The organism is Clostridioides sp. ES-S-0049-02 (assembly GCF_020658465.1).
Classification (GTDB): Bacteria; Bacillota; Clostridia; order Peptostreptococcales; family Peptostreptococcaceae; genus Clostridioides.
The window spans coordinates 197,114-223,490 of the sequence record NZ_JACVWG010000004.1 but is presented as its reverse complement, the minus strand read 5'-3'; the positions used below and the strand labels follow the sequence as shown (position 1 = coordinate 223,490).

General features: G+C 27.7%; 28 protein-coding genes and 1 pseudogene. 8 read left to right on the top strand and 21 right to left on the bottom strand.

Annotated elements, in window-relative coordinates; all coding sequences use genetic code 11:
• Positions 1–30 precede the first annotated feature (30 nt).
• The 13 genes from IC213_RS12350 to IC213_RS12290 form a co-directional block, all read right to left on the bottom strand.
• Positions 31–1,029 (bottom strand): ABC transporter permease, encoded by a 999-nt coding sequence (locus tag IC213_RS12350; protein ID WP_227434716.1) that lies wholly within the window; start codon positions 1,027–1,029, stop codon positions 31–33.
• Positions 1,013–2,524 (bottom strand): sugar ABC transporter ATP-binding protein, encoded by a 1,512-nt coding sequence (locus IC213_RS12345; protein WP_227836502.1) that lies wholly within the window; start codon positions 2,522–2,524, stop codon positions 1,013–1,015. The genes IC213_RS12350 and IC213_RS12345 overlap by 17 nt, the downstream gene beginning before the upstream one ends.
• 50 nt (positions 2,525–2,574) lie before the next feature.
• Positions 2,575–3,531 (bottom strand): substrate-binding domain-containing protein, encoded by a 957-nt coding sequence (locus tag IC213_RS12340; RefSeq protein WP_227434714.1) that lies wholly within the window; start codon positions 3,529–3,531, stop codon positions 2,575–2,577.
• Between the two features lie 47 nt (positions 3,532–3,578).
• The gene (gene rbsK, locus IC213_RS12335; RefSeq protein WP_227434713.1) at positions 3,579–4,472 is read right to left on the bottom strand and encodes a ribokinase; all 894 of its coding nucleotides are present in this window, start codon (positions 4,470–4,472) and stop codon (positions 3,579–3,581) included.
• Between the two features lie 41 nt (positions 4,473–4,513).
• Positions 4,514–5,536: a LacI family DNA-binding transcriptional regulator gene (locus IC213_RS12330; protein WP_227824800.1), complete on the bottom strand. Its 1,023-nt coding sequence runs from the start codon at positions 5,534–5,536 to the stop codon at positions 4,514–4,516.
• A 219-nt stretch (positions 5,537–5,755) separates the two neighbouring features.
• Positions 5,756–6,733: a biotin synthase BioB gene (gene bioB / locus IC213_RS12325; protein ID WP_227863122.1), complete on the bottom strand. Its 978-nt coding sequence runs from the start codon at positions 6,731–6,733 to the stop codon at positions 5,756–5,758.
• 208 nt (positions 6,734–6,941) lie between these two features.
• Entirely contained in the window at positions 6,942–7,205 is a 264-nt protein-coding gene (locus IC213_RS12320) for a hypothetical protein (protein WP_021382847.1), read from the bottom strand.
• 69 nt (positions 7,206–7,274) lie between these two features.
• On the bottom strand, positions 7,275–8,348 hold the full coding sequence (locus IC213_RS12315; protein WP_227434710.1) for a DUF362 domain-containing protein: 1,074 nt from the start codon (positions 8,346–8,348) through the stop codon (positions 7,275–7,277).
• Positions 8,349–8,751: 403 nt separating this feature from the next.
• The gene (locus IC213_RS12310) at positions 8,752–9,510 is read right to left on the bottom strand and encodes an ABC transporter permease (RefSeq protein WP_227863121.1); all 759 of its coding nucleotides are present in this window, start codon (positions 9,508–9,510) and stop codon (positions 8,752–8,754) included.
• On the bottom strand, positions 9,507–10,427 hold the full coding sequence (locus IC213_RS12305) for an ABC transporter ATP-binding protein (RefSeq protein WP_413926951.1): 921 nt from the start codon (positions 10,425–10,427) through the stop codon (positions 9,507–9,509). The genes IC213_RS12310 and IC213_RS12305 overlap by 4 nt, the downstream gene beginning before the upstream one ends.
• Positions 10,424–10,624, bottom strand: coding sequence for a PLD nuclease N-terminal domain-containing protein (locus tag IC213_RS12300; RefSeq protein WP_227434707.1), 201 nt, complete (start codon positions 10,622–10,624; stop codon positions 10,424–10,426). The genes IC213_RS12305 and IC213_RS12300 overlap by 4 nt, the downstream gene beginning before the upstream one ends.
• Positions 10,625–10,628: 4 nt before the next feature.
• Positions 10,629–11,723, bottom strand: a complete 1,095-nt coding sequence (locus tag IC213_RS12295; RefSeq protein WP_227863120.1) for a helix-turn-helix domain-containing protein — start codon at positions 11,721–11,723, stop codon at positions 10,629–10,631.
• A gap of 224 nt (positions 11,724–11,947) precedes the next feature.
• Positions 11,948–12,382 (bottom strand): helix-turn-helix domain-containing protein, encoded by a 435-nt coding sequence (locus IC213_RS12290; RefSeq protein ID WP_227831398.1) that lies wholly within the window; start codon positions 12,380–12,382, stop codon positions 11,948–11,950.
• 326 nt (positions 12,383–12,708) lie between these two features.
• Here IC213_RS12290 and IC213_RS12285 point away from each other — a divergent pair, with 326 nt between their 5' ends.
• From IC213_RS12285 to IC213_RS12265, 5 genes are all read left to right on the top strand, one after another.
• On the top strand, positions 12,709–12,885 hold the full coding sequence (locus tag IC213_RS12285) for a hypothetical protein (RefSeq protein ID WP_227863119.1): 177 nt from the start codon (positions 12,709–12,711) through the stop codon (positions 12,883–12,885).
• Positions 12,875–13,120 carry an acetyltransferase gene (locus IC213_RS12280; RefSeq protein ID WP_227863118.1) on the top strand — a complete coding sequence of 82 codons (246 nt, stop codon included), beginning with the start codon at positions 12,875–12,877 and terminating at the stop codon, positions 13,118–13,120. The genes IC213_RS12285 and IC213_RS12280 overlap by 11 nt, the downstream gene beginning before the upstream one ends.
• 213 nt (positions 13,121–13,333) lie before the next feature.
• Positions 13,334–13,645, top strand: a complete 312-nt coding sequence (locus tag IC213_RS12275; RefSeq protein ID WP_227434703.1) for a DUF6442 family protein — start codon at positions 13,334–13,336, stop codon at positions 13,643–13,645.
• A 5-nt stretch (positions 13,646–13,650) separates the two neighbouring features.
• On the top strand, positions 13,651–13,860 hold the full coding sequence (locus IC213_RS12270; protein WP_021382875.1) for a helix-turn-helix transcriptional regulator: 210 nt from the start codon (positions 13,651–13,653) through the stop codon (positions 13,858–13,860).
• A 367-nt stretch (positions 13,861–14,227) separates the two neighbouring features.
• Positions 14,228–15,598, top strand: a complete 1,371-nt coding sequence (locus IC213_RS12265; protein ID WP_227863117.1) for an MATE family efflux transporter — start codon at positions 14,228–14,230, stop codon at positions 15,596–15,598.
• 69 nt (positions 15,599–15,667) lie between these two features.
• Here IC213_RS12265 and IC213_RS12260 read toward each other — a convergent pair whose 3' ends face one another.
• On the bottom strand, positions 15,668–15,874 hold the full coding sequence (locus IC213_RS12260) for a hypothetical protein (RefSeq protein WP_227863116.1): 207 nt from the start codon (positions 15,872–15,874) through the stop codon (positions 15,668–15,670).
• A gap of 405 nt (positions 15,875–16,279) precedes the next feature.
• Complete coding sequence (locus tag IC213_RS12255; protein WP_227863115.1) at positions 16,280–16,675, bottom strand: pyridoxamine 5'-phosphate oxidase family protein; 396 nt, start codon at positions 16,673–16,675, stop codon at positions 16,280–16,282.
• A 141-nt stretch (positions 16,676–16,816) separates the two neighbouring features.
• Here IC213_RS12255 and IC213_RS12250 point away from each other — a divergent pair, with 141 nt between their 5' ends.
• From IC213_RS12250 to IC213_RS21325, 3 genes are all read left to right on the top strand, one after another.
• On the top strand, positions 16,817–17,209 hold the full coding sequence (locus IC213_RS12250; RefSeq protein ID WP_227863114.1) for a winged helix-turn-helix transcriptional regulator: 393 nt from the start codon (positions 16,817–16,819) through the stop codon (positions 17,207–17,209).
• Positions 17,210–17,363: 154 nt separating this feature from the next.
• Complete coding sequence (locus IC213_RS12245) at positions 17,364–18,344, top strand: CPBP family intramembrane glutamic endopeptidase (protein WP_227831401.1); 981 nt, start codon at positions 17,364–17,366, stop codon at positions 18,342–18,344.
• 290 nt (positions 18,345–18,634) lie between these two features.
• Positions 18,635–18,820, top strand: coding sequence for a hypothetical protein (locus tag IC213_RS21325; protein ID WP_413927303.1), 186 nt, complete (start codon positions 18,635–18,637; stop codon positions 18,818–18,820).
• 647 nt (positions 18,821–19,467) lie between these two features.
• Here IC213_RS21325 and IC213_RS12235 read toward each other — a convergent pair.
• The 6 genes and pseudogenes from IC213_RS12235 to htpG form a co-directional block, all read right to left on the bottom strand.
• Positions 19,468–19,617: pseudogene (locus tag IC213_RS12235) on the bottom strand (IS3 family transposase); the annotation flags it as partial.
• 362 nt (positions 19,618–19,979) lie between these two features.
• On the bottom strand, positions 19,980–20,396 hold the full coding sequence (locus tag IC213_RS12230; RefSeq protein ID WP_227863112.1) for a DUF3788 domain-containing protein: 417 nt from the start codon (positions 20,394–20,396) through the stop codon (positions 19,980–19,982).
• Between the two features lie 14 nt (positions 20,397–20,410).
• On the bottom strand, positions 20,411–21,322 hold the full coding sequence (locus IC213_RS12225) for a helix-turn-helix domain-containing protein (protein ID WP_227863111.1): 912 nt from the start codon (positions 21,320–21,322) through the stop codon (positions 20,411–20,413).
• Between the two features lie 331 nt (positions 21,323–21,653).
• Positions 21,654–22,676 carry a spore photoproduct lyase gene (splB, locus tag IC213_RS12220; RefSeq protein ID WP_227831404.1) on the bottom strand — a complete coding sequence of 341 codons (1,023 nt, stop codon included), beginning with the start codon at positions 22,674–22,676 and terminating at the stop codon, positions 21,654–21,656.
• A gap of 211 nt (positions 22,677–22,887) precedes the next feature.
• Positions 22,888–24,018 carry an iron-containing alcohol dehydrogenase gene (locus IC213_RS12215; protein ID WP_227434694.1) on the bottom strand — a complete coding sequence of 377 codons (1,131 nt, stop codon included), beginning with the start codon at positions 24,016–24,018 and terminating at the stop codon, positions 22,888–22,890.
• Between the two features lie 307 nt (positions 24,019–24,325).
• Positions 24,326–26,266, bottom strand: a complete 1,941-nt coding sequence (gene htpG, locus IC213_RS12210; protein WP_227863110.1) for a molecular chaperone HtpG — start codon at positions 26,264–26,266, stop codon at positions 24,326–24,328.
• Positions 26,267–26,377 lie beyond the last annotated feature (111 nt).

Sequence of the window (26,377 nt, the reverse complement as noted above, 5' to 3'; positions counted from 1 at the left end):
TCTTATAGCTTACTAGTTAAGTAATATTTATTATTTTACTTTAGCTGATTTTTTTAATTTTATGTTATTTATCCATATAGCAAATAACATTACCAAACCTTTTATAATCATCTGATTATATGAAGATACACTCAATAGGTTTAATCCATTCCCTAATATTCCTATTATTCCAACACCTATACATGTACCTACTATAGAACCAGAACCACCCATCATATTAGTACCTCCAAGCACAACTGCTGCTATAGCATCCAATTCGGCTCCATCTCCAACAGTTGGTGAACCTGATGCTAAACGTGAAGATAATATTATTCCAGCTAAAGCTGTTAATAATCCAGCTAAGGCATATACTTTAACTATAACTTTATTTACTTTTACTCCACATAGTCTAGCTGCTTCTTCATTCCCACCTACAGCATGTACATGGCGTCCAAAATCAGTTCTTTTTAAGAGAAAATGTCCTGCTATTACGACTATAATCATAATTATAACTGGTATTGGTATTGGTCCAACATATCCTCTACCAAGCATCTTAAATGCATCTGTGTTTACTGATATAGGTCTCCCTCCTGTAAACACAAAGCTTGCTCCACTTATTATTGTCAACATAGCTAAAGTTACGATAAATGGTGGTAATTTTTGTGTCGAAATAATTGCACCTTTTATGATACCTAGTATTGTTCCAATTGCTAATGCCAGTAACATACCAACCCATACAGGTGCATTGTAATTCACTACTGTTGTAGCCCAAAATGTACCTACTAAAGCAATTACTGCTCCTACACTTAAGTCTATTCCTCCTGTAATTATTACAAAAGTCATCCCTACTGCAAGAATTGCATTTATTGATATTTGTCTTCCAACATTAATTAAATTATCTAAAGTCAAAAAATTAGATGAAGCTACACTCATTATTATAAAAATTATTACAAGTCCTATAGCTGCACTCCCCTGGTCTTTAAATACACTTGTTAATTTTGATAATAATGGAGATGAAGCATTTTCTTTATGCTTAGTTATTGAACTCATTAATTTTACCTCCAAAAGCCAATTTTAATACATTATTTTCAACCATTTCTTCACCTTCTAAAAAGCCACTTATATGGCCCTCTCTCATAACCATTATCCTGTCACTCATTGATATCAACTCTGGTATCTCTGAAGATATCATTATGATACTTACGCCATCCTCTACCAAGTCACCCATTAGATTGTATATCTCTGCTTTAGCATTTACATCTATACCTCTAGTCGGTTCATCCATAATTAATATGTCTGGTTGTAATAAAAGCCATCTGGCTATTATAGCTTTTTGTTGGTTACCACCACTTAAGCTCTGTATAACCTGATTCATATGTGGAGTCTTTATTTTTAAAGCTTCTATGTATTTTTCTAAAACTTCTTTTTCTTTTTTTCTATCTATAACTGATTTAAATTTAGATACTTTCTTTAATCCTGCCATAGTTGTATTTTCTTTGACACTCATCTGTAAAAATAATCCAGTGCCTTTTCTATCTTCTGTTATCAAACCTAAACCATTTTCAATTGCATCCGATGGTGTTTTAAATTTAATTTCTTTATTATTTAAATATATTTTCCCAGAACTATATGTTCTAAGTCCAAATACAGCCTCTACGATTTCACTTCTCTTGCTTCCAACTAATCCACCTATTCCTAAAATTTCTCCTTTTCTTATATTAAAGCTGACATTATTAAAAACATTGTTTTTAGTTAGATTTTCTACCCTCATAATTTCTTCTTTGATTTCTACCTTTCTTTTAGGGAAAAATTGGTCTAATTTTCTATCTATCATTAAATTAACTAATTCTTCCTCAGATGATACTTCTTTGGTATTCAAAGTCGAAATCGTTTTCCCATCTCGCATTATAGTTATTCTGTCACAAATCTCAAAAAGTTCTTCCATTCTATGAGAAATATATATTATACTAACTCCACTACTCTTTAAATCATTTATAAGTCTAAAAAGTATCTCAGTTTCTTTTTTACTTATTGAAGATGTTGGCTCATCCATTATCAATACCTTAGTTTCTGATGATAAAACTCTTGCTATTTCAACCATTTGCTTTTGAGCTATACTAAGTTCTTTGACTAAGCTACTTGGATTTATATCTATTCCCATATTGTCAAAAATCTTTTTAGATTCTTCATTCATTTTTTTATCATTAGTTAAGACCTTGCCATTTATTTCTTTTCCCATAAAAATATTTTGTGCTACTGTCAATTCATCAAATACTGTTAATTCTTGATATATGGCATTTATACCTATTTTTTTAGAAATATCTGGTGATATATTTTCTATCTCTTTTCCTTCAAAAATAAATTTACCAGCAGTCTTTGCATGTGCACCAGTTAAAATCTTTATCATTGTTGATTTACCAGCACCATTTTCACCCAGTAGTGCATGAACTTCGCCATGAAATAACTCAAAATTAACATTATCCAACGCCCTAACTCCAGGAAATTCCTTAGCAATATTACTTAACTTTAGAATTATATTACTCATAATGACACTCCTTTTTAGATAGGATTTCTTTTAAATAATCTTATTTTTTATTAATTCTTAAAGTCTTTTATATTTTCTTTATCATAAAGTAAGGCTGGTACTGGTATATTTTTCTCTACCTTTTCACCTTTTATAGCCTTTACTACTGCTTCTACTGCCAAACGTCCCATTTCTTTAGGTTGTTGCTGAATCATAGCAAGAACAGTTCCATCTGTTATTCCAGTTGCTGCTTCATCAGTTAAATCAAATCCTACAATCTTAACATCCTTATTTTTTGCAGATTCAAGTGCAGCTTTAGCTCCTAATACACTATTTTCAGCTGTTGCATATATTATATCTACATTTGGATTAGATTGAATTAAGTTTTCTACAGTATTAAGAGATTCTTCTCTATCATATCCTGGTTGTGAGTTTAATATTTTAACATTAGCTGAACCTTTTAATGCTTCTTTAAACCCATCTATTCTTTGCATTTGTATTTGAGATTTTAAATCTGTTACTATTGCAATTTCTGATTTTCCACCTAAGTTTTCATCTATATACTTTTTAGTGTATTCGCCTAATTTTTTACCAGCATCGTAACTAACTGTTCCAACATAACTTGTAATATTTTCAGTATTTAATACAGCATCTACTGTAACTACAGGCATTTTTTCAAATGCTCCCTCTACAGCTGGTACTATAGCTGAATTATCTGTTCCAAGTACTATCATTCCATCTACATCCTGTTGTATAAAATCTTCTATAGCTGATGTTTGCTTAGCTACATCTTGGTCTGGGTCATTTACTATGACTTTTACACCTAGTTCTTTAGCTTTTTCTTTTATCCCTTCATCAATGTCTATAAAAAATTGATGTTGAAGAGTTATTGTAGATACCCCTATAGTTAAATCTTTCTTAGCTGAATTATCCTTCTTTTCTGATTTACCTGGTCCATCCATTGAACATCCTGTTAACATTCCTACTGCTAGTGTTGCAACAATTCCTAAAGATAAAATTTTTCTCATAATTACCCTCCATTTTTAATAGTTTTAGATTTGAACAATTTTAATTTTTATTTATTAATATCTAAATATTTTTCAACATCTTCCCTATAAGGCATTCCAGATTGAGCACCTAATTTTGTTACAGATAGTCCTGACACTACTACAGCATACCCTACTGCTGTATATAAGTCTTTGCCTTCTGTTATAGCTACTGACAATGCTCCATTAAAAGTATCACCTGCCCCTGTAGTATCTTGAACATCAACATTTATACAAGACACATGTTTTACTTCTTTACCATCATAAAATCTAGCTCCATTTTTTCCTTCTGTTACTACAAGTTTATTTGGATGTTTTTTTAATACCTCTTCTATACTTTCCTCTGTGTCAAAAACTATCTTATATTCATGTTCATTTGGTGTTAAATAGGTTACTTTTTCTATTATATCTTCATCTAATCTTATTGCTGGTGCTGGATTTAATAAAACCTTTATATTATTTTCAAAACAGAAATTTACTACATATTTTATTGTTTCTAGTGGAATCTCTAACTGTAGTAATACTATATCTGCATTCTTTATCTCTTCTTCATTCTTTTTAATTAAGTTTATATCTACTAGTTCATTTGTTCCTGGCACAACAACAATACTATTATCATTTTCACATAGTGTTATGACAGCAACACCAGAACTTTTTTGATTATTTCTAGCTATCAAATTATAATCAACTTTATTCTCTTTAAAATTTCGTATCAATTCTTCGCCTAAGCTATCTTCCCCTACACAAGATATCATTTTTACATTTGCACCTAACTTAGATGCTGAAACTGCTTGGTTAGCACCTTTTCCCCCAGGTGATGTAAAAAAGCTATTACCTAGTATTGTTTCTCCTTTTTCTGGTCTTTTATCTACAGAACATACCATGTCCATATTTACACTTCCTATGACAACTATGTTTCCCATTACGTTACTCCTTTACATATCTATTTATGCTTTTCATGCTGTTAATTACTTTCTTTAGTTGAAGCTCTTATCACTAGTTCTGCCTTAAAAATTAATTCATCAAAGGATTCTTTCTTATCTCCTCTTAAACAATTTATTAATATTTCACTGGCTTTATATCCTATATCATAAGATGGTTGTCGTACTGTTGTAAGTGGAGGACTTATTAAACTAGAAGTTTGAATATCATCAAATCCCACAACACTTACATCGTTTGGTATATTTAATCCTCTTTCTTGAAGACCTCTGATAACACCTATTGCAATTAAATCATTTGCACAAAATATCGCATTAAAATCTATCACTTCTAAATTTTTTATAAATTCTTGCCCCCATTCAATCTTATATTTTCCTTCAAATACATAATTAGAATTGTAATCTAAATTACACTCAGTTAAAGCTTTTTTATATCCTTCTAATCTATCTATTGCTATTTCATTTTGAAGTGGACCACTCAAGTATATTATTTTCTTATTTCCAATATCTAATAAATGTTTTGTAGCTATATATGCACCCTCAAAGTTATTTATTTTAACTATGCCTTTTAAGGTTTCTTTATTCATACTTATTTTCTTATCAATTAATACTGTTGGTATTTTTATATCTTTGTAATTTGCCTCTTTCCAGTTTGTGTTTGACGATGCTGCAAATATAATTCCATCTATCATTCTTTCTGATAATGTTCTTATCCCTTCATATTCCTTTTTGGCATCTTCATCTGTATTACATAAAATTATATTATAACCTTCCTCATTAGCTTTATCTTCCACACCTCTTGATACATCTGTGAAAAATGGATTTCGTATATCTGGTATAAGAAGTCCTATTGTATTTGTTCTTTTAGTTACTAAACTTTGTGCTAATTTATTTGGAACATAATTTTTTTCCTTCATTATTTTTAAAATCTTTTCTCTTGTTGCTTGACTTATATTTTCATCTTTATTATTAATGACTTTTGATACAGTTGTTTTGGAAACACCAGCCAATTCACCAATCTCTTTTATAGTTATACTCAAGAAGTTCACCCCCACAATTTAGGAAACCGTTTTACTTAACCGGTTACCTAGATACTATCATATCTTTTTTCGCTTTGCAACTACTTTATACAAATTTTGATATTTTTCTTATTTTTCATAATATTGCAATTTATAATTCAAATTTAACATTTATATTAATATACAAAAAAAAATTAATATACTTTTATAATTATTTAAAAGTACATTAATTAATTTAAGTAATCTTTATTAAAGTTCAAGTCCTTGTTCTATAAACATTTTTTTATCATTTTCAATTCCATTTCCCACAGTTGTTAAATAATCACCTACAATTGCAGAATTTACACCACCATTAAATCCAATTTTGTCATACCCTTTTAAAGATAGCCTTCCACCAGCATATCTTATGTATACATTAGGAATTATAAATCTAAATACTGCTGTTGTTTTTAATATTTCCATAGGCTCTAATACATCATAATTTTCCATAGGAGTATTCTTAATAGGGTTTAAAATATTTATTGGAATTGATTTGGCATTTAATTCTCGTATTTCAAAAGCCATTTGTAGTCTTTGTTCTTTACTTTCATTCATCCCAATGATTCCACCTACACATACATCTAATCCAGCCCTTTTAGCTTCTTTAATTGTTCTTATTCTGTCTTGATAAGTATGTGTTGTACATATATTATCAAAATTATCTTTAGATGTCTCGACATTATGATGATATGTAGTCACACCTACTAGTTTTAGCTTTTTAGCTTGCTCATAATCTATAATTCCTAGAGATGCACATAATTTTAAATTAGTATTTTCTCTTAATCCTTCATAGATATTTAAAATATCATTAAACTCTTTTCCTGTTATACCTTTACCACTTGTAACTAAAGAGAATCTATGTACTCCTTTACTTTCCATTTCTTTGCCTCTCTTTAAAATCTCATTATAATCTAGTAATGAATATTCTTCTATCCCAGTTTTATAATGAGATGATTGTGCACAAAATTTGCAGTCTTCACTACATTTGCCAGACTTAGCATTCATTATTGTACATAAATCTACTTTTCTTCCCATAAAATATTCTCTTATTTCATTTGCAGATTTTAATAAGATATCAAAATTGTTTTTGTTATTAGTGTCAATACTTATTAAATTAAGAGCTTCTTCATAATTTATTTCTTTTCCACTCAATATTTTATTTTTTAATTTGACTATGTATTTTTCCATATATCCTCCTATTTGTCAACTTATATTTTTTATATAGTTTACTTATTATATATAGTATTACATAGACAACATTTATTGGTCAACTTTATTTTATATATAGGTTTACTATTACGAAAAAAAAATACTGTTCTAAAATAGTATTTGTATAATATCTTATACGTATCATTATTAAAACAGTATTTTTTATTAAAGAATCATTCTTATTAATTTATAAAACTATTCTTGTCTTAACTCCATCCAAGCTTTCCATTGTAACAACCTCTAAGCCTTCATACTCTCTAAATAGCCATTTTAAATCCTTCATAGCTTGATTAACCTGACTTTTTGTTAGATTATTTATAAAATATTCTTTTCTAGTTTCCTCATACTCTTTGCTAGTTAAAAAGTTTCTTAGAAAATTAAATGCAAATACACTTGGAATATTGTTTACATTAGCTTTCTTGCTATTTTCTTTCTCATAGTAAATTTTCATAAATGCATACTCCTTTGATACTTTTAAATTTCTCTTACAATAATTATATGCATTTAAGTCCTACTATTCTTATAATTTTATTAATTCATATTCTTTATTTCCCATTCCCATTTCACACGCATAGTCTATTATTCTAGTTCCATTTACATGAGGATGCTCATGTTTAAACACATCATGACCCATTTCCTTACAAACCAAATCATAGCATGCTTGTTCAATCGCTACTGGGTCTGTTGATGCTAATATTCCTATATCATGTGCAATCGGTCTACCTGACCAAGGCACACAATCACAAAGTGGAGTCACATTCATAACAAAAGTTATATATCCTACCTTATCTTTTTTGTTTGATACTGCTCCATAAGCGTATTCTGCCATCTTTTCAACAAATACATCTGAGTCACTTTCCCATTGTATAGTTACTGCTCTAGTTGGACAGACAGTTGGACATTCTCCACATCCATAACACACATCAGAATCTATAATTGCCTTTTTATCTACTATACTTATAGCTTTTGTAGGACAAGAATTAACACATTTTCCACATCCTACACACTTCTTCTCTTTTACTACTGGCGTAACATCAGAATGTTGCATTTGCTTTCCTGCTGCACTTGCACACCCCATAGCTAAATTTTTTAATGCTCCTCCAAAACCTGCTGCTTCATGACCTTTAAAATGACTCATTACTATCATTGCAGAAGAATTATAAATTTCGCCACCTATTTTCACACTTTCAAAATGTTTTTTATCTATTTGTACATTTTCATAATTTCTACTGTACAATCCATCTGCAATTATTACTGGCGCATTTACCACTGCATAGGCAAAACCATTTTCTATAGCTGTTGTAAGATGGTCTACAGAATTTGTTCTACTCCCTGTATATAATGTATTTGTATCTGTTAAAAATGGCTTCCCTTCACAATCTTTAATCTTATCAACCACTTGTCTAACTGCTACAGGACTCATATATGTAGTATTTCCTTTTTCTCCAAAGTGAAGTTTGATTGCTACTTGGTCATTCTTTTCTATTAAATCTTTGAATCCTGCTGTATCAAATAATCTTCTTACATTGTTTGGCACATTTTTATTTTGCGAATTTGAGTATAAGTCACAAAAATATACTTTTGACTTTTCCATATCTACACCCCTTTAAAATATTTACTTGAATTAATTTTATCACTTTTAAAGTAATTTTTTAGTATATTTTACCACAATTAAAGATTCTTATCTTTATTTAATAAAAACAATATTATTTTAACTCCTTGATACATTGTTTTAATTCTTTATTAGTTTAGGCTCTATATACTATAGCATATCTTAAATAACTGATAATCACTAGATTATAATATATCTCTTTTTTTATTTTTAAACAATTCCTTAATGTAATAATTTAATTATTATAAAATATAATGAGTACGACTAAAACAAAAAAAGACTTGAAACTTAAGTTCAAGTCTTTTTTACTTAGATATATTCTCATACATTATTAAGTTTATTTCTACACAATATATTGCTATTTACATTTATAATAAAGATATCATTAAACTGGTTTTTTATTAAATAAAATAACAGCTGATAACAGACACACTATCGAAATAATAATTGTTACAATGATTGGAATAATAAATTCTGGAGCCGTCACTTTACCTGAAATCAAATCTATATTTTTTGATAATATGAAATTAGGCGTATAAGGTGCAATCTGCTTAGGAATAGAAATTAAACTCAAAGCAAGAGTTACTACTAATACAAGTAATACACTTGCAAATGCTGGTCTAAATAGTACACATCCAAGAATTAATATAGTAATATACATAATACCAATTATCCATAAGTTAAATGCTGAAAATACAACATGATTAAGATTTGCAGTTGGCCAAAAATACATTGTATAACCATAAGTACATAAAAAGCTCAGCCAGAAACCAATGGTCATAATAATTACTGCAATAGAAAATTTAGACAATACTACAGACGAACGTGACAATCCTTTAGTCAACATAATGACAAGTGTCCCTTTAGAATATTCGTTTGATAAAATATTACAAAAAATAATTAGAGTTAAACTCATTCCAAGACCAGAAATATTGCCAGAAAACTGTGTCCAAGAATCTAAAGCAGTTGGTAGAGCAGTAACTTTTAAAGTTGGGGCAAAATGAGCAATCAAGTCTGGCATAAATTTAGCAGAAAGAGGACTCATTATTCCAAATATTAAAAATAAAATAATCAAACTAAATAATTTATAATTTCTTACGTTCTCTACAAATTCTTTTTTTGTAAATGCTATGTATTCTCTCACTTTACTACCTCCAAAAATAAATTTTCAAGTGACAATTCTATTAATTCCATCTTTATTGGACAAAGATTCATTTCTGCAAGTGTAGATATGGCTGTTTGTTGTATTGATTTTATATCTTTACCATGGAAAATAATTTCCATATTAGTTTCTTCTGAATCTTTAAGTAAGGATTTAATGCTACTACTAGACTTAAATGCTTGGATTTCATCATTACTTGAAAACTCCAATAAAAGTCTATCTTTTCCGTGCATACTTTTTATTTCTGAAAGTGTACCACTAAGAGCAATGCTTCCGTTATTTAATATAGCTACATGGTCACAAATTCTTTCAACATCAGACAGTATATGTGTTGAAAATATTACAGTTGTTGAGTCTTTGATTTTAAACATAATATCTAATATTTCTTTTCTCCCAACAGGGTCAAGTGCGCTTGTTGGTTCATCACAAATAAGTAATTTAGGGCGTGAAAGTAATGCTTGAGCTATCCCAAGACGTTGCTTCATTCCACGAGAAAATCCACCTATTCGTTTCTTTTCATTTCCAAGTCCCACAAGTGTCAACAACTCTTCACTTCTTAACTTTATTTCTTGTTTTGAAAGCCCTGTGATTTCTCCACAAAGAGAAAGATATTCAAGTGGTCTCATATAGTTATAAAACTCTGGAACATCAGGTAGATAACCTACATGGCGATTAGAACTTGTTCTTCCATAAGTCACCTTCTCACCAAAAACATTTATAGTTCCACTATCTGCTTCAAGTAACCCAAGCACCATTTTCATTGTTGTAGTCTTGCCTGCACCATTCTTACCTACAAATCCAAATACTGACCCTTCTGGTACAGTAAGATTTAGCTTATCTATTATCTTTCGATTACCAAAACTTTTTGATAACCCATTTATTGAAACAATATTCATCATTCATCACCTCTTCCTATAGTGAAATATAAAATTGGACCTATTATACTTATAAATAGCACTAAAATAATCCATATTGCCTTATTACCAATTTTATAATTTGGATGTTTTATTATATGAATAAGTGCAGTAATTACAAGTATTAAATTTAAAATAATAACAGGAAGTAAAAGTGGTAGATATTCCATTAAATTTTCCATAATCTTATTCCTCCAATAAAGATAATTTTTCTATAAGAAATCTGTATTCTTTGTTCTCATTTAATACAGAGAACATAGGATTATTCTTAATAGCAGCAACAATACCTGCCTTTACAATTGTATCATCACGTGTAATACCTGTTCCAATCTCAGAAATCCAGCAATCGATATGATTAAAAAAGTCATCACTATGTAGCATAATTGGATATATATCACTTATTGCCAAATCTACATATCTTTGTAACGACTTAATAGCTCCTTTAGTATTTCCATGTATTAAATTCATTTGTATCTGAGTCAAATATACAGAAAACATAACACCAGGAGATAATTCATTAAGGTCAAATGTATCTGAAATTATTAAAATACGTCTTTCTATTTCTTCAATTTGTGATTTATCTGAGTTTTGCAGAAGTCCCACTAAATCTTGAACTAATAATGTAAGATTCTGATATGCTCCAATCTGTAACGTTTCATTAGCTTCATTAGTTTGACCATTCATCATTTGTCCCTGTGCAAGAAGTATGCTTTCATTTACCATGGGAAAATTGCTATTTTGAAATAAATCAATAACTTCTATAGGTTGATTTAACAAGATATAACAAGTTGCCTCCATACCTTTTGACTGACGACAAATTTCTATATCATCACTTGTTTCTCGTATTCGAATAAAAATTTCTAATGCTTCACTAATTAATAGTTCACGTTTTTCTTCATCTACAAGGTCATAATGATTAATTATCAAAATACCCATCTGATAAATCAAAGGAAAGCATGAATAATATTTTTTTATGGTTTCTCTTATTCCATCCATAACTTCATCAAATGGTTTAACAGTAAAATCTTTACACAATCGCTGATATAGTTTATTAATATCTTCCTTAATCATTTGTGGTTCGTAGCAAATTAATTCATCAACTGTAATGTTGAAATATGTCGCAAGTTGTGGTAAAAAAGTGATATCAGGATAACTTTGCCCAGTTTCCCATTTAGACACAGAAGCTTTAGAGATACCTATATAATTTGCAAGTTCATCTTGTGTAATTCCTTTTTCTTTACGCTTTAAAATTAGTGTTTTTGCAATGTTTAATTCATTCATATCAACGCCTCCTTTGTATAATTATATCCTTAAATACATAAACCTAACAAGCGATTTGAAGTTGACTTTTGATGAAAAAATCAACCATAGAGAAACAAATAAGCAGGTATCTTAGATACCTGCTTAAATATATTTTAAAATTCAATTTATATAATTTTTTATTTATTCCAATCATTTCCACATTTTTATACAAAACCACATATGAATATATCCAAATATATTTTTTATTTATCATGTTTTTTAAACGTCTTGTATAAAATATCTTTTAATATGAGTACATTATTCTCATTGCTCATCCTGTATTCCTTTTCAAATCTTGAATATAATTCTTCAATAGCTATTTGATACTTTTCTATCCCTTCTATGTCAACATATGTTTCTAAAATAGGATACTTAGAGCTCCATGCTTTTGTCCAGTCAACATCCTTACTAATATTATCAGTTACATCTTTAGAACATAAATTACTTTCATCGATTAAGTAATCATAAGTAATATTAAATAGCTTTGATATATTTTTTATATTTTCTAAGTCTGGCTTAGCTTGCCCTAATTCCCACTTACTAATAGTTTGTCTAGATACATTTAGTCTTTCAGCCAACAATTCTTGAGAATAATTATATTTCTTTCTTAGCTTTGTAATCTTGTCTCCTAAATTCATATATTAAACTCCTTTCAAGGTAAAAATAATTATATTTCAATTATAAAGTATTAAACTCAATGATTCTACAAAGCAAAGTTTGAAATATGTAAACTTTAATTTACATACATGATGAATCATTCTATATGAACAATACTAATATTAATATTTAATTATAGATTTTTAATAAAAATTAATTATTTATTCTTAAATAATAAAAAAGGCTTGTGTTGTAGTTAACTCCAAGTAGTATACTCTATTTAAGAATTGAGTAAAACATAATGAGTTTTATGTAGAGATATTGTACAGTTTATAAATCATATCATACTAAAAAGGAAATAAGGGAATTGTTTTCTAAACTTACAGGTGTTAATGTTGATGAAAGCTTATATTTAATACCACAATTTTATACAGATTTTGGAGAAAATATAAGAGTTGGAAAGGATGTATTTATTAACCATGCTTGTACATTCATGGATAGAAGCGGAATTACGATTGCAGATGATGTACTGATTGGACCTTAAGGTAAATCTTATAACAATAAACCCTCCTTTAGAGCCCTCAGAAAGACATTCCACTGTGTCTACACCCATAGTTATAAAGAGGAATGCTTGGTTAAGTTCAGGAGCAATGATTATGCCAGGTATTACAGTAAGTGAAAATACTGTTGTTTCTGCAGGAGCAATAGTCACAAATGATGTACCTCCAAATACTGTGGTTGCAGGTATCCCTGCTAAGATAATAAAGACTGTATGTTAGATTCTAAGTTTAAATTTGGTTATTAGTTCAATAGAATATTATTATAGTATTTCAATAAAAAATACATTTTTAATTTAATTAAGTTTGTCTTTTTTTATTGATTTTTATTATACTCATTTCAAGTTTTATTGTCAAAGTTCTTGACAAGTAAACTTGTCATAAGTATAATAAAAGTACCAAGTAAACTTGGCATCCAAATAGGAGGTATCTTACATGAATAAAGAAGAAATTTTAAGTAAGAGTCGTCAATCCACTAAAGATGAAGGCTTAGAGTATATTGAAAATAAAGGCAGAAAAATAGGATATTCAATTTTCATATGTGTCTTCGCTTTCATTGTAATATTTAACGCCTTTATTGGACAAAAGAGTGATGCAGTATCTGCTTTATTTTGGACATTTGGTCTTGCTGAAAATATAGCAAAATACCAATTCACACATGAAAAAAAGAATTTAATTTTGGCTATTGGTTTCTTAATTACAACTATATTCTCATTAACTAATTTTGTTTTATCATCATTAAGGTAAGCAATATGAATGAAGAATTAATATTAAAAAATCACTTAAAAATAGCAAGAACAGAGAAAAAATTATCTCAAAGTCAGCTAGCTGAAATGGTCGGCGTGTCAAGAAACACTATTAGTTCAATAGAAACAGGTCAGTTTAATCCAACAGCAAAATTAGCACTTATTTTATGTATAGCTCTAGATAAAAAATTTGAAGATTTATTTTACTTTGAATAAAATGTATTGTAGTCATAAAATATAAAAGAAACCATAGTTATTGTATATTTTATTCACTTCTAAAACTCAAAATAAAAAGAGTTAAATAAATAAAACAAAAAGAGTAAATGGTTAGATATTCATTATCTTATCACTTTACTCTTTTATTTATTTTAAAGTCTTATACATCTCTTTAATACCCTACATTCCATATTCATTAAAATAACTCCTATTTTCAAAAACCTCATTTTTAAATCCATATGTTGTCTAAATATAAAATAAATATACAGGTACCTTAATAAATATGTTGCAAAATTATTAAGGTACCTGTATAATATATTTCATAAGGTGCCTTATCATTATAAATCATATTATTTAGGAGGATAACATGGAAAATGAAAAATCAAACATTAAATATTTAAAAGAAGAACCAATAAAAAAAACTATTCTTTATTTATCTATTCCTATGATGATAGGAATGTCAGCTGGAACTATCTATAATGTAATTAATGCCTACTTTATAGGTTTAGTTCATGACACAGCTATGCTTAGTGCAATAACATTGGGACTCCCTATATTTACAATTCTAATGGCTTTTGGAAATATGTTTGGCGTTGGTGGTAGTACATTCATAACTAGGCTAATTGCACAAAATAATAGTGATGAAGCCAAGAAAATTGCTGGATATACTTTTTATGCAAGTATTATAACAGGTCTATTGATAGGTCTAATTGGCTACTTACTAATGAATCCTATTATTAGATTATTAGGTTCCGATATGACTACATTTGAATATACAAAACAATATGCAATTACACTATTTGTTGGCGGATTTTCTATTATATTGAACTTCTCTCTTGAACAAATTGTAAGGTCTGAAGGTGCATCAAAAGAATCTATGTATGGTATGTTTATAAGTGTAATAGTTAGTATCATATTAGATGTTTTATTTATACTAGTTCTTAATATGCATGTGTATGGTGCTGCATTATCAATGATACTTTCTAACATTGCATCTAGTGCTTATTATGTTTGGTATTTAAATGTTAAAAGCGAGAACCTTAGAGGGTTTTTACATTACATAAAAATCAGCATAAACAGTCAAGTTGAAATATATAAAGTTGGTGTATCCCAATTAATCCAATGCTCTTTCTTAATTGTGACTACATTATTATCCAATAACTACTCTATGCAATATGGAAATAACATAGTTGCTAGTTTTGGTATAGCACTTAGAATTGCTCAAATTCCAGAATTCTTTGTTATGGGTATTGTTTTAGGTGTAATGCCACTTATAGCATATAATTTTTCTAATAAGAATATACCTCGTTTAAAAGAAAGTATAAAGTATTCTGCTTTATTCATATTTGTAATCGCAGTTGTATTTTCAGGAGTTGTTTATATATTTAGAACTCAAGTAATACAAACATTCTCAGTTGATACGTCAGTTATTGAAATAGGAACGTATGTATTGGTAGCTATGTTAGTATCTGCCTTATTCAATGGAGTTACATCTTTATTTATGACAATATATCAAGCATCAGGAAAAGGCATTGAAACAGGTATAATGTCTATAAGCCAAGGTGGATTGTATATACCTATAGTAATATTACTTAATTATTTTTATGGACTTGATGGGCTAATATGGTCTATGACAGTAACAGAAATTATAACATTTTTAATAGGTGCAGTTTTATATATACCTTATAGTATAAAACTTAAAAAGGTATCAACTAAAGATAAAGTAAGTCTTGTATAAGATTTACTTTATTTTTAATTTTAATGTTAGTCAATATAAATTATTTTATTATATGTAATTATTAATATATTAATCAATTTTATTAAAAATAACAATCTTCTCTTTTAAAGAGATTTTTCCTACTTGATATCCATATTCATTTAATTCTTTTTTATATTTTAAAAACGAATGGTCTATCTCTATTCCTGCAATATCTTTTATTTCTTCAAAAGTTAATTTAAATGATTGGTTACCATTTTTCTTGACATATTCCCATAAAGAACTATATTTGCTCATTTTATATCACTCCTTTTAAAATTATATCTTATCTATTAGTTTATATTCTATCACTATTAATTTATAAAGTTATGCTACTTATTATTTATATGAAAAAATATACAAATAATAAGTAGCAATTTTTTATAATTATCATATTTTCTTCATATTTAAGAAAAGTCACTCGTAGTTAAAATATTTTTTAAAAGAAAGTTTACTTCATCAGAAAACAAATTTTAATTGTTCTTATTTTTATTATGTAATTATTCAAGACAATATGTCATTGTTGAAATACAACTCTAATAACTAAATATTTTTATACATTCACTATTTAAAAATCTTTTTTATTGAATTTAAGTTAAATTTATCGACATTTCAGTAATAGCGTTTTCTTTATTTTCAATATGAATGTCGATTCTATTATAATTAAAGCTCTACATCAATCTTTTTACCACTCATTGAACAACAACTAACTTTTGCCTTATCAATAGAGAATATTTCAAACTTACCGTCTCCTACAGAGTACATCTGACCTAAACTTAGCATTATTTCAAGTGCCTTAGCTTGTGTTTCTTTTGATGTAACGAATACTGCTTCACCCAAAATACGTAGAGTATTAAGTTTTTGGTCTATACAGCAAAGCTCAACCTTTGGATTAAAAATAAGTTGCTTAAACATATCTTTTTGATTAGATGTGCAAAATGTAAGTTTGCCATCATATTCCATAACAAATCCTAGAGGACGCACATGTGCTTGATTGTTCTCATCAACTGTTGCTAAATAATAAACTCCTGCTTTGTTCAAAAATTCTAATACTTTCATAATTACTACACCCCTTTTAAATACTTGTATTAAGGATTATCCTTTGATATAATTTTAATATAAAATAAGAAAAAAACAAGTATGCAGTTTTTTCTGATAAAGTATAAAAAAGATACTATTGGAATTGAGGAGTGAATTAAAATGAGTTTGGATAATAAAAATAATATAACTGAAAATGCTGAAGAATTAACTTGTCCTATACGTTACGCATTAGATATTGTTGGTGGAAAGTGGAAATTGCCTATTATATGTATGTTAGCAGTTGATAATCCAATTAGGTATAGTAGTATAAAAAGAAAATTAGATGGAATTACAAATACTATGCTAGCTCAATCATTAAAAGATTTAGAGTCTGATGGTATTGTTCATCGTAAACAATACAATGAAATTCCTCCAAAAGTTGAATATACATTAACGGATAAAGGTAAAAGTATTGTACCTATTTTGCGACAGTTTGCTAATTGGGGCGCTATTAATATGCAGGAGAAAAACACATGCGGACTTAATTGTAAGGAATGTCGAAAAATAACTTAATCATATAATATACAATCATTACAAACTTTTTTTTAGTTCTTTAATAATATATAAAAATATTTTTGTTAGTTTTCAATATTTGCTATATATATTTATTTCTATATATAATTTATTATTATATATAATTTTAAAATTTAAGATAAGGGGAATTAATATGTCAAATAATATCAAAATAATAAAAAAAGAAATAAACTATTTCTTATTAATAAATTTTTTACTGATTGCTTTTACATCAATATTTTTATTTTGGTCAATATCAAAACCAAATAATAGTGAACTTATATCAAGCTTCTCTGTATTATTTATGTATATTCCTGCATTTTCAGCAATTGTTGTCCTAAAAAAAGTTTCTAATTACAAGTTTGATTCAACAGTGGATAAATTTTTAAAGTTTTTTGCTATAACTACAATTGTGAGAATAGTAATATCTATAGCTGAAACATTTTTAATCCATAGTAGTATTATTTCTTCAACAATAGATACATTAACATCTTTTTATCTTTTAGCGGTTGTTCTTTACAATGAATTTCAATTTGAAGTTTTAAATTTATCTTTAAGTAAAAATTTCAAAAAAGTTTTAGGTATTCTATTAATATTCTTGATATTAATTATAGTTAGAAGTGTTATTGATAAAGAAGGTTTATCAATTAATATTGTAAATAAATTTTTCACAGTATTTATAAATATAATTATAAATTTATGTTTTGGTTTTAATTTATTTTTTGGAGAAGAATTTGGATGGAGATACTTTCTTCAACCTAGACTACAAAAGATTTATGGCAAAAAATTTGGTGTATTAATTTTAGGTTTTATATGGGGAATTTGGCATTTTCCTCTTTGTGTCACTTTGTACAGTCCCGAAACCCCATTTTATTGTGTTATTTCCCATATATCATATTGTACCTTTATAGGAATATTTTTAGGATATACCTATATGAAGACCAAAAACCTTTGGGCACCAATATTAATCCACTTAGTAAATAACAATGTTTATATTATACTTAAAGGAGGTACCGAATCTATATTTACATTAGAATCACTATTATGGAGTATTCTAGTTGATGCTATATTGTTTTTACCATTCTTATTTACTAGAGAGTACAAAACTAATAACTATGATGAAAGTTCTAACTAGTCTATAAATACATAAATCTCTAGACATAGAGGCTTTTTATATTTGTCCATAATATTGATAAAATACCTGTTTTAATATATATAAGAGTAGTCCTTATGGTATATAAGTAAAATAAAATTACTTTTTATGTAAATTTTAATAATTTGCTCATTTTAAAAACCACTTTTCATTAGATGTAAAAAAGTGGTTTTTAAAATAATATTTCTACATTTAATTTTTAGTTCATTCTTATCTAAAACAGATTATTATATATTTATATCAATCTAATAAAGGACTTCATAAATTTAAATATGGATATAGAAGTCGTTCTTCAAAATCTAGTCGTTATTTTAAATTGCTTAAATGATGAAATGTCAATCAACTGGGCAACAAAAGAATTATCTGGATACAATAAAGACGATAGCCTTCCTAAATACAGAACATTATCACTTATTACAAAAACCTGGTACACATATAAAGGCTACAGTAAATATTGATTTAACTGATGTTAATGATATAATATCAAAAGTAAAAGTAAATATTTTAGATATACTATTACTTATTGAAAAAAAATTTGGAAATTTATATGACCTCGATATTGATATATCAGAAACAAATGGAAAAGAGCCAGAAAATATAATTCAATATATTCAAGTTAAGCTATATGATAATAGTATAAGTATAGGAGATAACAATAAAATCAAGAAATCTAATATAACAACCAATGAAGGAAATTCAATATCAATGCTTAAAAAGCTAATTCATTTAAAAAAACATACTAAGAATTAATAAAAAGATATAAATTTGTATCAAATCCACATTTTGTGGTGTAATGAAAAGCAAGAAGGACTATGCTCTATCGCTGTAGAGTAGAGTCCAGAAATTATTGATTTTTTTTGAACTTAACTTTTAGCTCAAAACTAAAGCTACTCTTTCGTGAACTGTACCCACTGTTTTATACAGTTAAACCATGTAAAAATAGGTTTTGCATTTGGATATAGTTCTATTGCTTTATCAAAAGTTTCGAACACCAAGTTATTGTTACATATGAAATTATACTTCTATCGCCTAAATCTAGAATTGCACTTAAATAGACCTTCCTCCCATTGGTTAATTTAAATTCAGTTACATCTGTTAACCATTTTTAAGAGGTTTTATCTGCACTAAATTTTCTACTTAATACATTTCCAGCAATTACTTCTGGTGTACATTTAACATAACTGAATTTCTTTTTTCTACAAACAGACCTTAGACCTACGGCTCTCATTAGTCTGTACACTCTCTTGTGATTGACATTAAGTTTATACTCTCAGTTTAACTGCAGAGTCATCCTTAAAGAGCCAAAAAAAACCATTCTTTTCTTCATATATCTTAGTTATCAAAGCTGCTAATTTAATGTTTTCAAGTTCTAAATTACTTTTATATTGATTGAGCCATTTATAGTATGTTTACAAAAATTTTTAGTTTAAATTATAATTTTATAAAAAACTAAATAATTTCAATATTACAATTAATAGATGATAAAATTAAAACTATATTGCTTAGAAAAATAATTAAGAATTTGAAATGGTGTATCTACCATATTATATTTTAAATATTTTTTAAAAGTTAATATATAAAAACAGGATGAGTATATAAGTCACCCTGTTTTATATATTAAACTCTAAATTTAATAAGCTCAAGTGTGTCATTTAATGTTGACATACTATCTATTTGAATCATTAACCACTTACTTCCATTAAAGAATTTTATCTCATTATACAATTGCTTTATATAATCACAACAAGTATTAATAAATAAGTCAACTTCCACTCTATTACTCTCATTTACAATGACTAAAGCTTTAAAAGAACCTTCTTGTGGATATAAAGTACATAATGATTTACCTCTTTTTTTGTATTTTACATTCCAACCTCTTTGCATTGAACATTTACTATATTCAAGCTTAGGCTCTACATCATAAGTTGAAGTCAAAGCATTATTTAGATTGTCCCATAATGGACTATTGATAAACGCTTTGATTTGTTCAGGTGTTGGTTTATTATCTTGAAAAAACATATCTTGCCAATCCATATTCATCACCCTTTCTATTGTTCAATAGACACTGGAATAGTCCAATGTTCCATATATGCCACTTCAGGTGTAGTAGGATAATACATTTCAATCGCAAAATCAGTGGCTATTAAATTATGATTCTTCATCCATCTTTCCATAAACTTATCCGCTTTAAAAACAGCTGAATCAACTAACTCATTAAAATTTTCTGCTTCAAATCCACACACTAAATATTCTTTAGCAGGTAACTCAAAAATACTATATCCTTCCACCAATGTACCTGGCTCCACTTCTATACCTGCCATATACATACAATTACCTTCTTTTGCACTTCCCATGTAAAGAGCAGCAAATTCATTTCCACCTGGGATTTTATTTGGTATATTGTGTTTTTGACTTCCAAGTTTCATCCATAATTCCTTTGCTATCGCTATGCCAGTTGTCTCACCACCCATCAACTGGCAAATAGGTATTTCTTTTTCTATTCCAATAAAAGTCCTTGGGTTACTCAATCTTCTGCGAGTTACTTCAATTACTATATCATCAACAATCAGTGGCACACCTTCATCAACCATAATATAATTTAAAATTAATTCTGGCTTAACAAATTGATTAAGTTTTACTGGATTTGCTCTATATTCCTCTGGAGTTAATCCATATGCTTTTTTAAAAGCACGTGTAAATGTCTCATGACTTTCAAATCCAAAATTTAAGGCTACATCAAGTATACGATTCTTATGTTCTGCTAAATGTTCAGAAGCTTTTGCAAGGCGACGAAGCTTTATATATTCCATTACGGTCTTATTAACTAACCTTTTAAATAATCGTTGATAATAAAATGGTGATAAATTAGCTGCATTTGCTAAATCATCAATAGATATTTCTTCTGATAACCTTTCTTCTATCAATTCTAGTGTAGTTTGAATGGATTCCCATGCATGCATATTATAATTCCTCCTTATAGTTATCTTAAGCTTCTATATTTATATTATCAAAATCATAAAAATTCTTCTTGATATACAGTGCCTTTTTTAATCTTTACAATACTTACCAACAAGATTATTTAAACTTATTTAACTTGTCTTTAGACAAGTATTCTCCCACTTCTAAGTAATATCATAAGTGGTTATTAGTTCTCTACTCTATGTTGAATATTGTAATATTAATAATAGGCTATATGACAATTACAATATTTTATTGTAAACATAAAGTATTGCAGTAAAAATAAAGTATTGCAGTAAAAATAAAATATAGCAAATCTTATTTGAAGATTTGCTATATTATATATTTTATTAAATTGTTTTTAAACACTGTATTTATTTCTTTACTAAAAAATTCCTTCATATCATCCAACTGCTCTTTAGTATATACATATTTTCCATATCCAAATTGACCATATTTAAACTTTCTATCATCATTTTCCATTGGCAATAATGTGTCTGGATAAATTTCTAATATTCTATTTTTAGCTTTAGTTGTATATCTATGAGATATAACTTCAAATATAATTTTTCTATCAAAATCTTTTGGAAGAGCTTCTTTTATACTTCTAATCAGACTTCTATACTCCTCTTCCCAACCTTCATATAAAAACACAGGAGCTATTATAAATCCAATCTGATATCCAACTTTTGCAAGCTTTACAGCTGATTCTATTCTTTTCTTTGCAGAAGCTGTATAATGCTCATGTCCATCTATAATTCTAGGTGTATTTATGCTAAATCTTATCTCTGTATGGTTATTATGCTCAGCATCCAACAAGCTATCTACATCACTGTATTTAGTAACAAATCTAAATCTTCCCTTTTCTTCTTTTCCAAAAAACTCTATTGTCTTTTTCAATGAATTAGTATATGGCTCTACTGGAACAGGGTCTGATGTAGCTGCTCCTTCAAATATGGTTACTTGTGGTTTTCTATCTTCAATATACTTCTTTGTTTGTTCAAGTATCTCATCTATATTTACAAACACCCTTATAAAGGGTTTATCACCTAGTTGTGTGTTTAAATAACAATATTCACATCTTCCCATACATCCACTGACAAGTGGTAATTGATAGTTGGCAGAAGGTTTACATGTTTGAAATTTTAAGCTTTTCCTAGTACCAACTACCATTGTTTGTTTTCCATTTCTATATTGTTCATATAAATTTTCTCCTGGGATATGTTCCTTAATCCTATTTGATGATATCTTAATTATTTCTACATCTTTTTTATCCTTAAATTTATCATATATGTTTTTCCCAATATCAGTATCTAAGCTACCTTTTTCAAATATTATTCTTTTAGGATTAAACATTTATTTCACCTCTACTTAAAGTTTTTAAAATGAAGATTTTTATAAAATATTACTTAGTTAATCTTCCCCTTTTTAAGTTTCTTTATTTATCAGAAAGTAAAATAAACATTTGAGATAAATTTATTTTTTTGCATTAACTAATTACAAGTTTATTTACTTATAACAACTAACACAACCAATTTTTATCTAAAATTTAATTTATAAATTTAATTTACAAAGATTTATAGTATATTTCTCTTATTTGTTCCTTATTAAAAGTCTTTGGATGTCTCTTAATATTTGCAGCAGATATTTTCATACAGTTATCAGTTAACCAATCAATATCTGATTTTACAATACCTAAGTCACTTAGCTTTATATCTAAATCTATCTTTTTAAGGAAATTTTTAACTGCACCTGAACAATCTTCTGCACAAGTTCCACCCAATATTTTTGATATATTTCCAAACCTTTCAATATCACTATCCCATGAACTTTCTACAATAGTTGGTGTTAAAGCTGCAAGCCCTTTTCCATGCATTACATCTCTAAGACCACTTACAGGATGCTCCATTCCATGTTGAAGAGTTGTTCCAGCTGTACCAATTGTCATCCCACCAATAGTGCTTGCAAGTGTTATTTTCTCCCAAGCTTCTAAATCATCAGAATTATTGTATACATTTACTAAGCTTTCTGATATAAGTTCAATCCCATAGATAGCCTGTACATCTGCAAGAGGATTTCTTCCATTAGAAAGATATGCTTCTATGTTGTGAGCAAGTGCATCAAATCCAACTGATGCAATTATATGTTTTGGCATTGTTACCATAAGCTCTGGGTCAATTATTGAGGCTTTTGCATACATGCTATTCTTTTTTATAGATTTTTTATCTTTAGTATCTGAATTTGTAAGCACTGCAAAACAATTCCCTTCACTACCTGTGCCTGATGTTGTTGGAACTAAAACTATAGGTAGGGCCTCTTCACCTTGTTTAATTCCAAATATGTAATCATTTAAATCACCTGGATTTTTATAAGAAAAAGCTATACTTTTAGCTGCATCCATTATACTTCCACCACCAAGACCTAAAACACAATCACAACCAGTTTCTTTTATAGCTTCTACGCCTGCATATATAGTAGTTATAAGAGGATTTTGCTCTACTCTATCAAAAACTTCATATTCTACTTTAGCACCTTTTAGCAAATCTATTGTCTTATCAAGTAACCCTGTTTTCTTTGTACTGTTTTTCCCAGTTACAATTAATACTTTTTTACCATATTTAGATACTTCTATTCCTACATCATTAATTCTTCCTCTTCCAAATAAAATATTTACTGGCAAACTATAATTAAAATTCATGCTAAAACCTCCTATTTTTCTACTTTAGTAATAACTTTATTTTTTAATAAAAGTATAATTATGTATTGAAACATAATTTATAAAATAATCTTTTACTTAATTATATGTATTATTTTATTTCATATCAAGTTAACTCTATTTAATCAAATATATTTCTTGCTGAAGTACCATTAAATGATTAAAACTTAACTAAAAATTATAAAAATAAAAAAGAGTTATCTAAAGATAATTTCAATCATCTTAAGACAACTCTTTTCATTTTTGTATCATACAAATTTTTTAAACTTTATTTTCCTATATTTTAAGTCTATAACTCTATTAACATATTCATAAGTTTATTACTTCTTTGTACAAATGAATCTAATTCTCCTGGCTTTAATTCTTTATTAGAAAGTAAAGCTAAATCAGCTATTTGATTACATATAAGTGCTACTTTATCTTTCTTTTCTTCATCATCTTTAAGAGAAACTAATTTTTTGATAATCGGGCTGTTTTCATTTATTACAAGAGTCTTTTCTTCCTCAAAGTTCATTCCTAAATCCATTCCAGCAAATCTTGACTGCATTTCTGCCATTCTAATAGATTGTTCAGATACTAAAATCATAGCTGGAGTTTCTTCGTTTTTTAATCCCTCTACAGAATAATTTTTCACTCTTTCTCCGACAGCTTCTTTAAATAACCCTTCTATCTTAGCTATCTCTTCTTTATTTTCTTCACTATCTTTATTTTCATTTTTGTCTTTTAATACATCAGAAAGGTCTGCATCTATTCTGTTGAATTTAACACCATTTTCTTTGTATTCCATAAATGAAATAAAATGAGTATCTATTGATGAATTTAATACCACAGCATTTAGGTCATATTCCTTAAATAATTTTATATATTGTGATTGTTGCTCTTTATCACTTACATAGAATACTTTATTTTCATGTTTTTCTTTACATTTTTCTAAATAATCTTGAAGTGTTATATACTCATCATCAATAGTTTTAAATAATATACATTCTTTCACTTTTTCATAGAAGCTCTCATCTTTTAAACAACCATATTTAATGAATATTTGTATATCATCCCAAAACTTGTTGTATTCTTCCCTTTGATTTTTACAAAGAGATTTTAACTTATCTGCTACTTTTTTAATTATATGTTTAGAAATTTTACTTACATCTCTATCATTTTGTAAGAAGCTTCTTGATACATTTAGTGGTAAATCTGGGCAATCTATTACACCTTTTAATAAAAGTAAAAACTCTGGTATAACTTCTTTTATGTTGTCAGCTACAAAGACCTGATTGTTATATAATTTTACTTTTCCTTCTGTCAATTCAAATTCATTTTTTAATTTAGGGAAATAAAGTATACCCTTTAAATTGAAAGGATAATCAACATTTAGATGTATCCAAAACAAAGGTTCATCAAATACATTGAATACTTTTCTATAAAACTCTTTATACTCATCATCAGTACAATCCTTTGGAGATTTAAGCCATAAAGGATTAGTATCATTTAATGGTTCAATTACCTTTGCATCTATAACTTCTTCTTCTTTTCCATCTTCTTTTTGCTTTTTAGCTTTTTCTTCATCTTCCTTAGCTTCTCTTTCTAATCTTTCAACATCTTCTAAATATATCTCTACTGGTAGGAAAGAACAGTATTTGTTTATTATTCCTCTTACAGTAAATTCATCTAAAAATTCCTTACTATCATCATCAATAAATAGTGTTATCGTAGTTCCTCTGTCATGTCTACTATCTGATTCAGATATTTCATATTCTGTACCACCTTCAGATATCCATCTTACAGGAGTTGCTCCTTCCATATATGAAAGTGTATCTATTTGTACTTTTTTAGACACCATAAATGCAGAATAAAATCCTAACCCAAAATGACCTATTATGTCATTTGACTCTTCCATTTTATCCTTATATTTATTAAAGAAATCTTCTGCACCTGAAAAGGCAACTTGGTTTATGTATTTTTTTATTTCTTCCTCAGTCATACCTATTCCATTATCAATAAATTTAAGTGTACCCTCACCTTTATTTACAGATACAGTAATTTTATAATCTGATGGATTATTTTCTGATATTTCTCCTAATGATATAAGTCTTTTGTGTTTACTTACTGCATCACATGCATTACTGATAAGCTCCCTTATAAATATGTCCTTATCAGAATATAACCATTTTTTAATTATAGGAAAAATATTTTCTGTATGAATTGAAATACTTCCTTTTTCAAACTCCATTTTTATCCCTCCTCATTTTATAATTACTATTTTAAATTTTTTAAAATAGTATGTCAATATATTATAAATAAATTATTTTAAAATAAAATAATTTATTTTTCTTAGTTATTT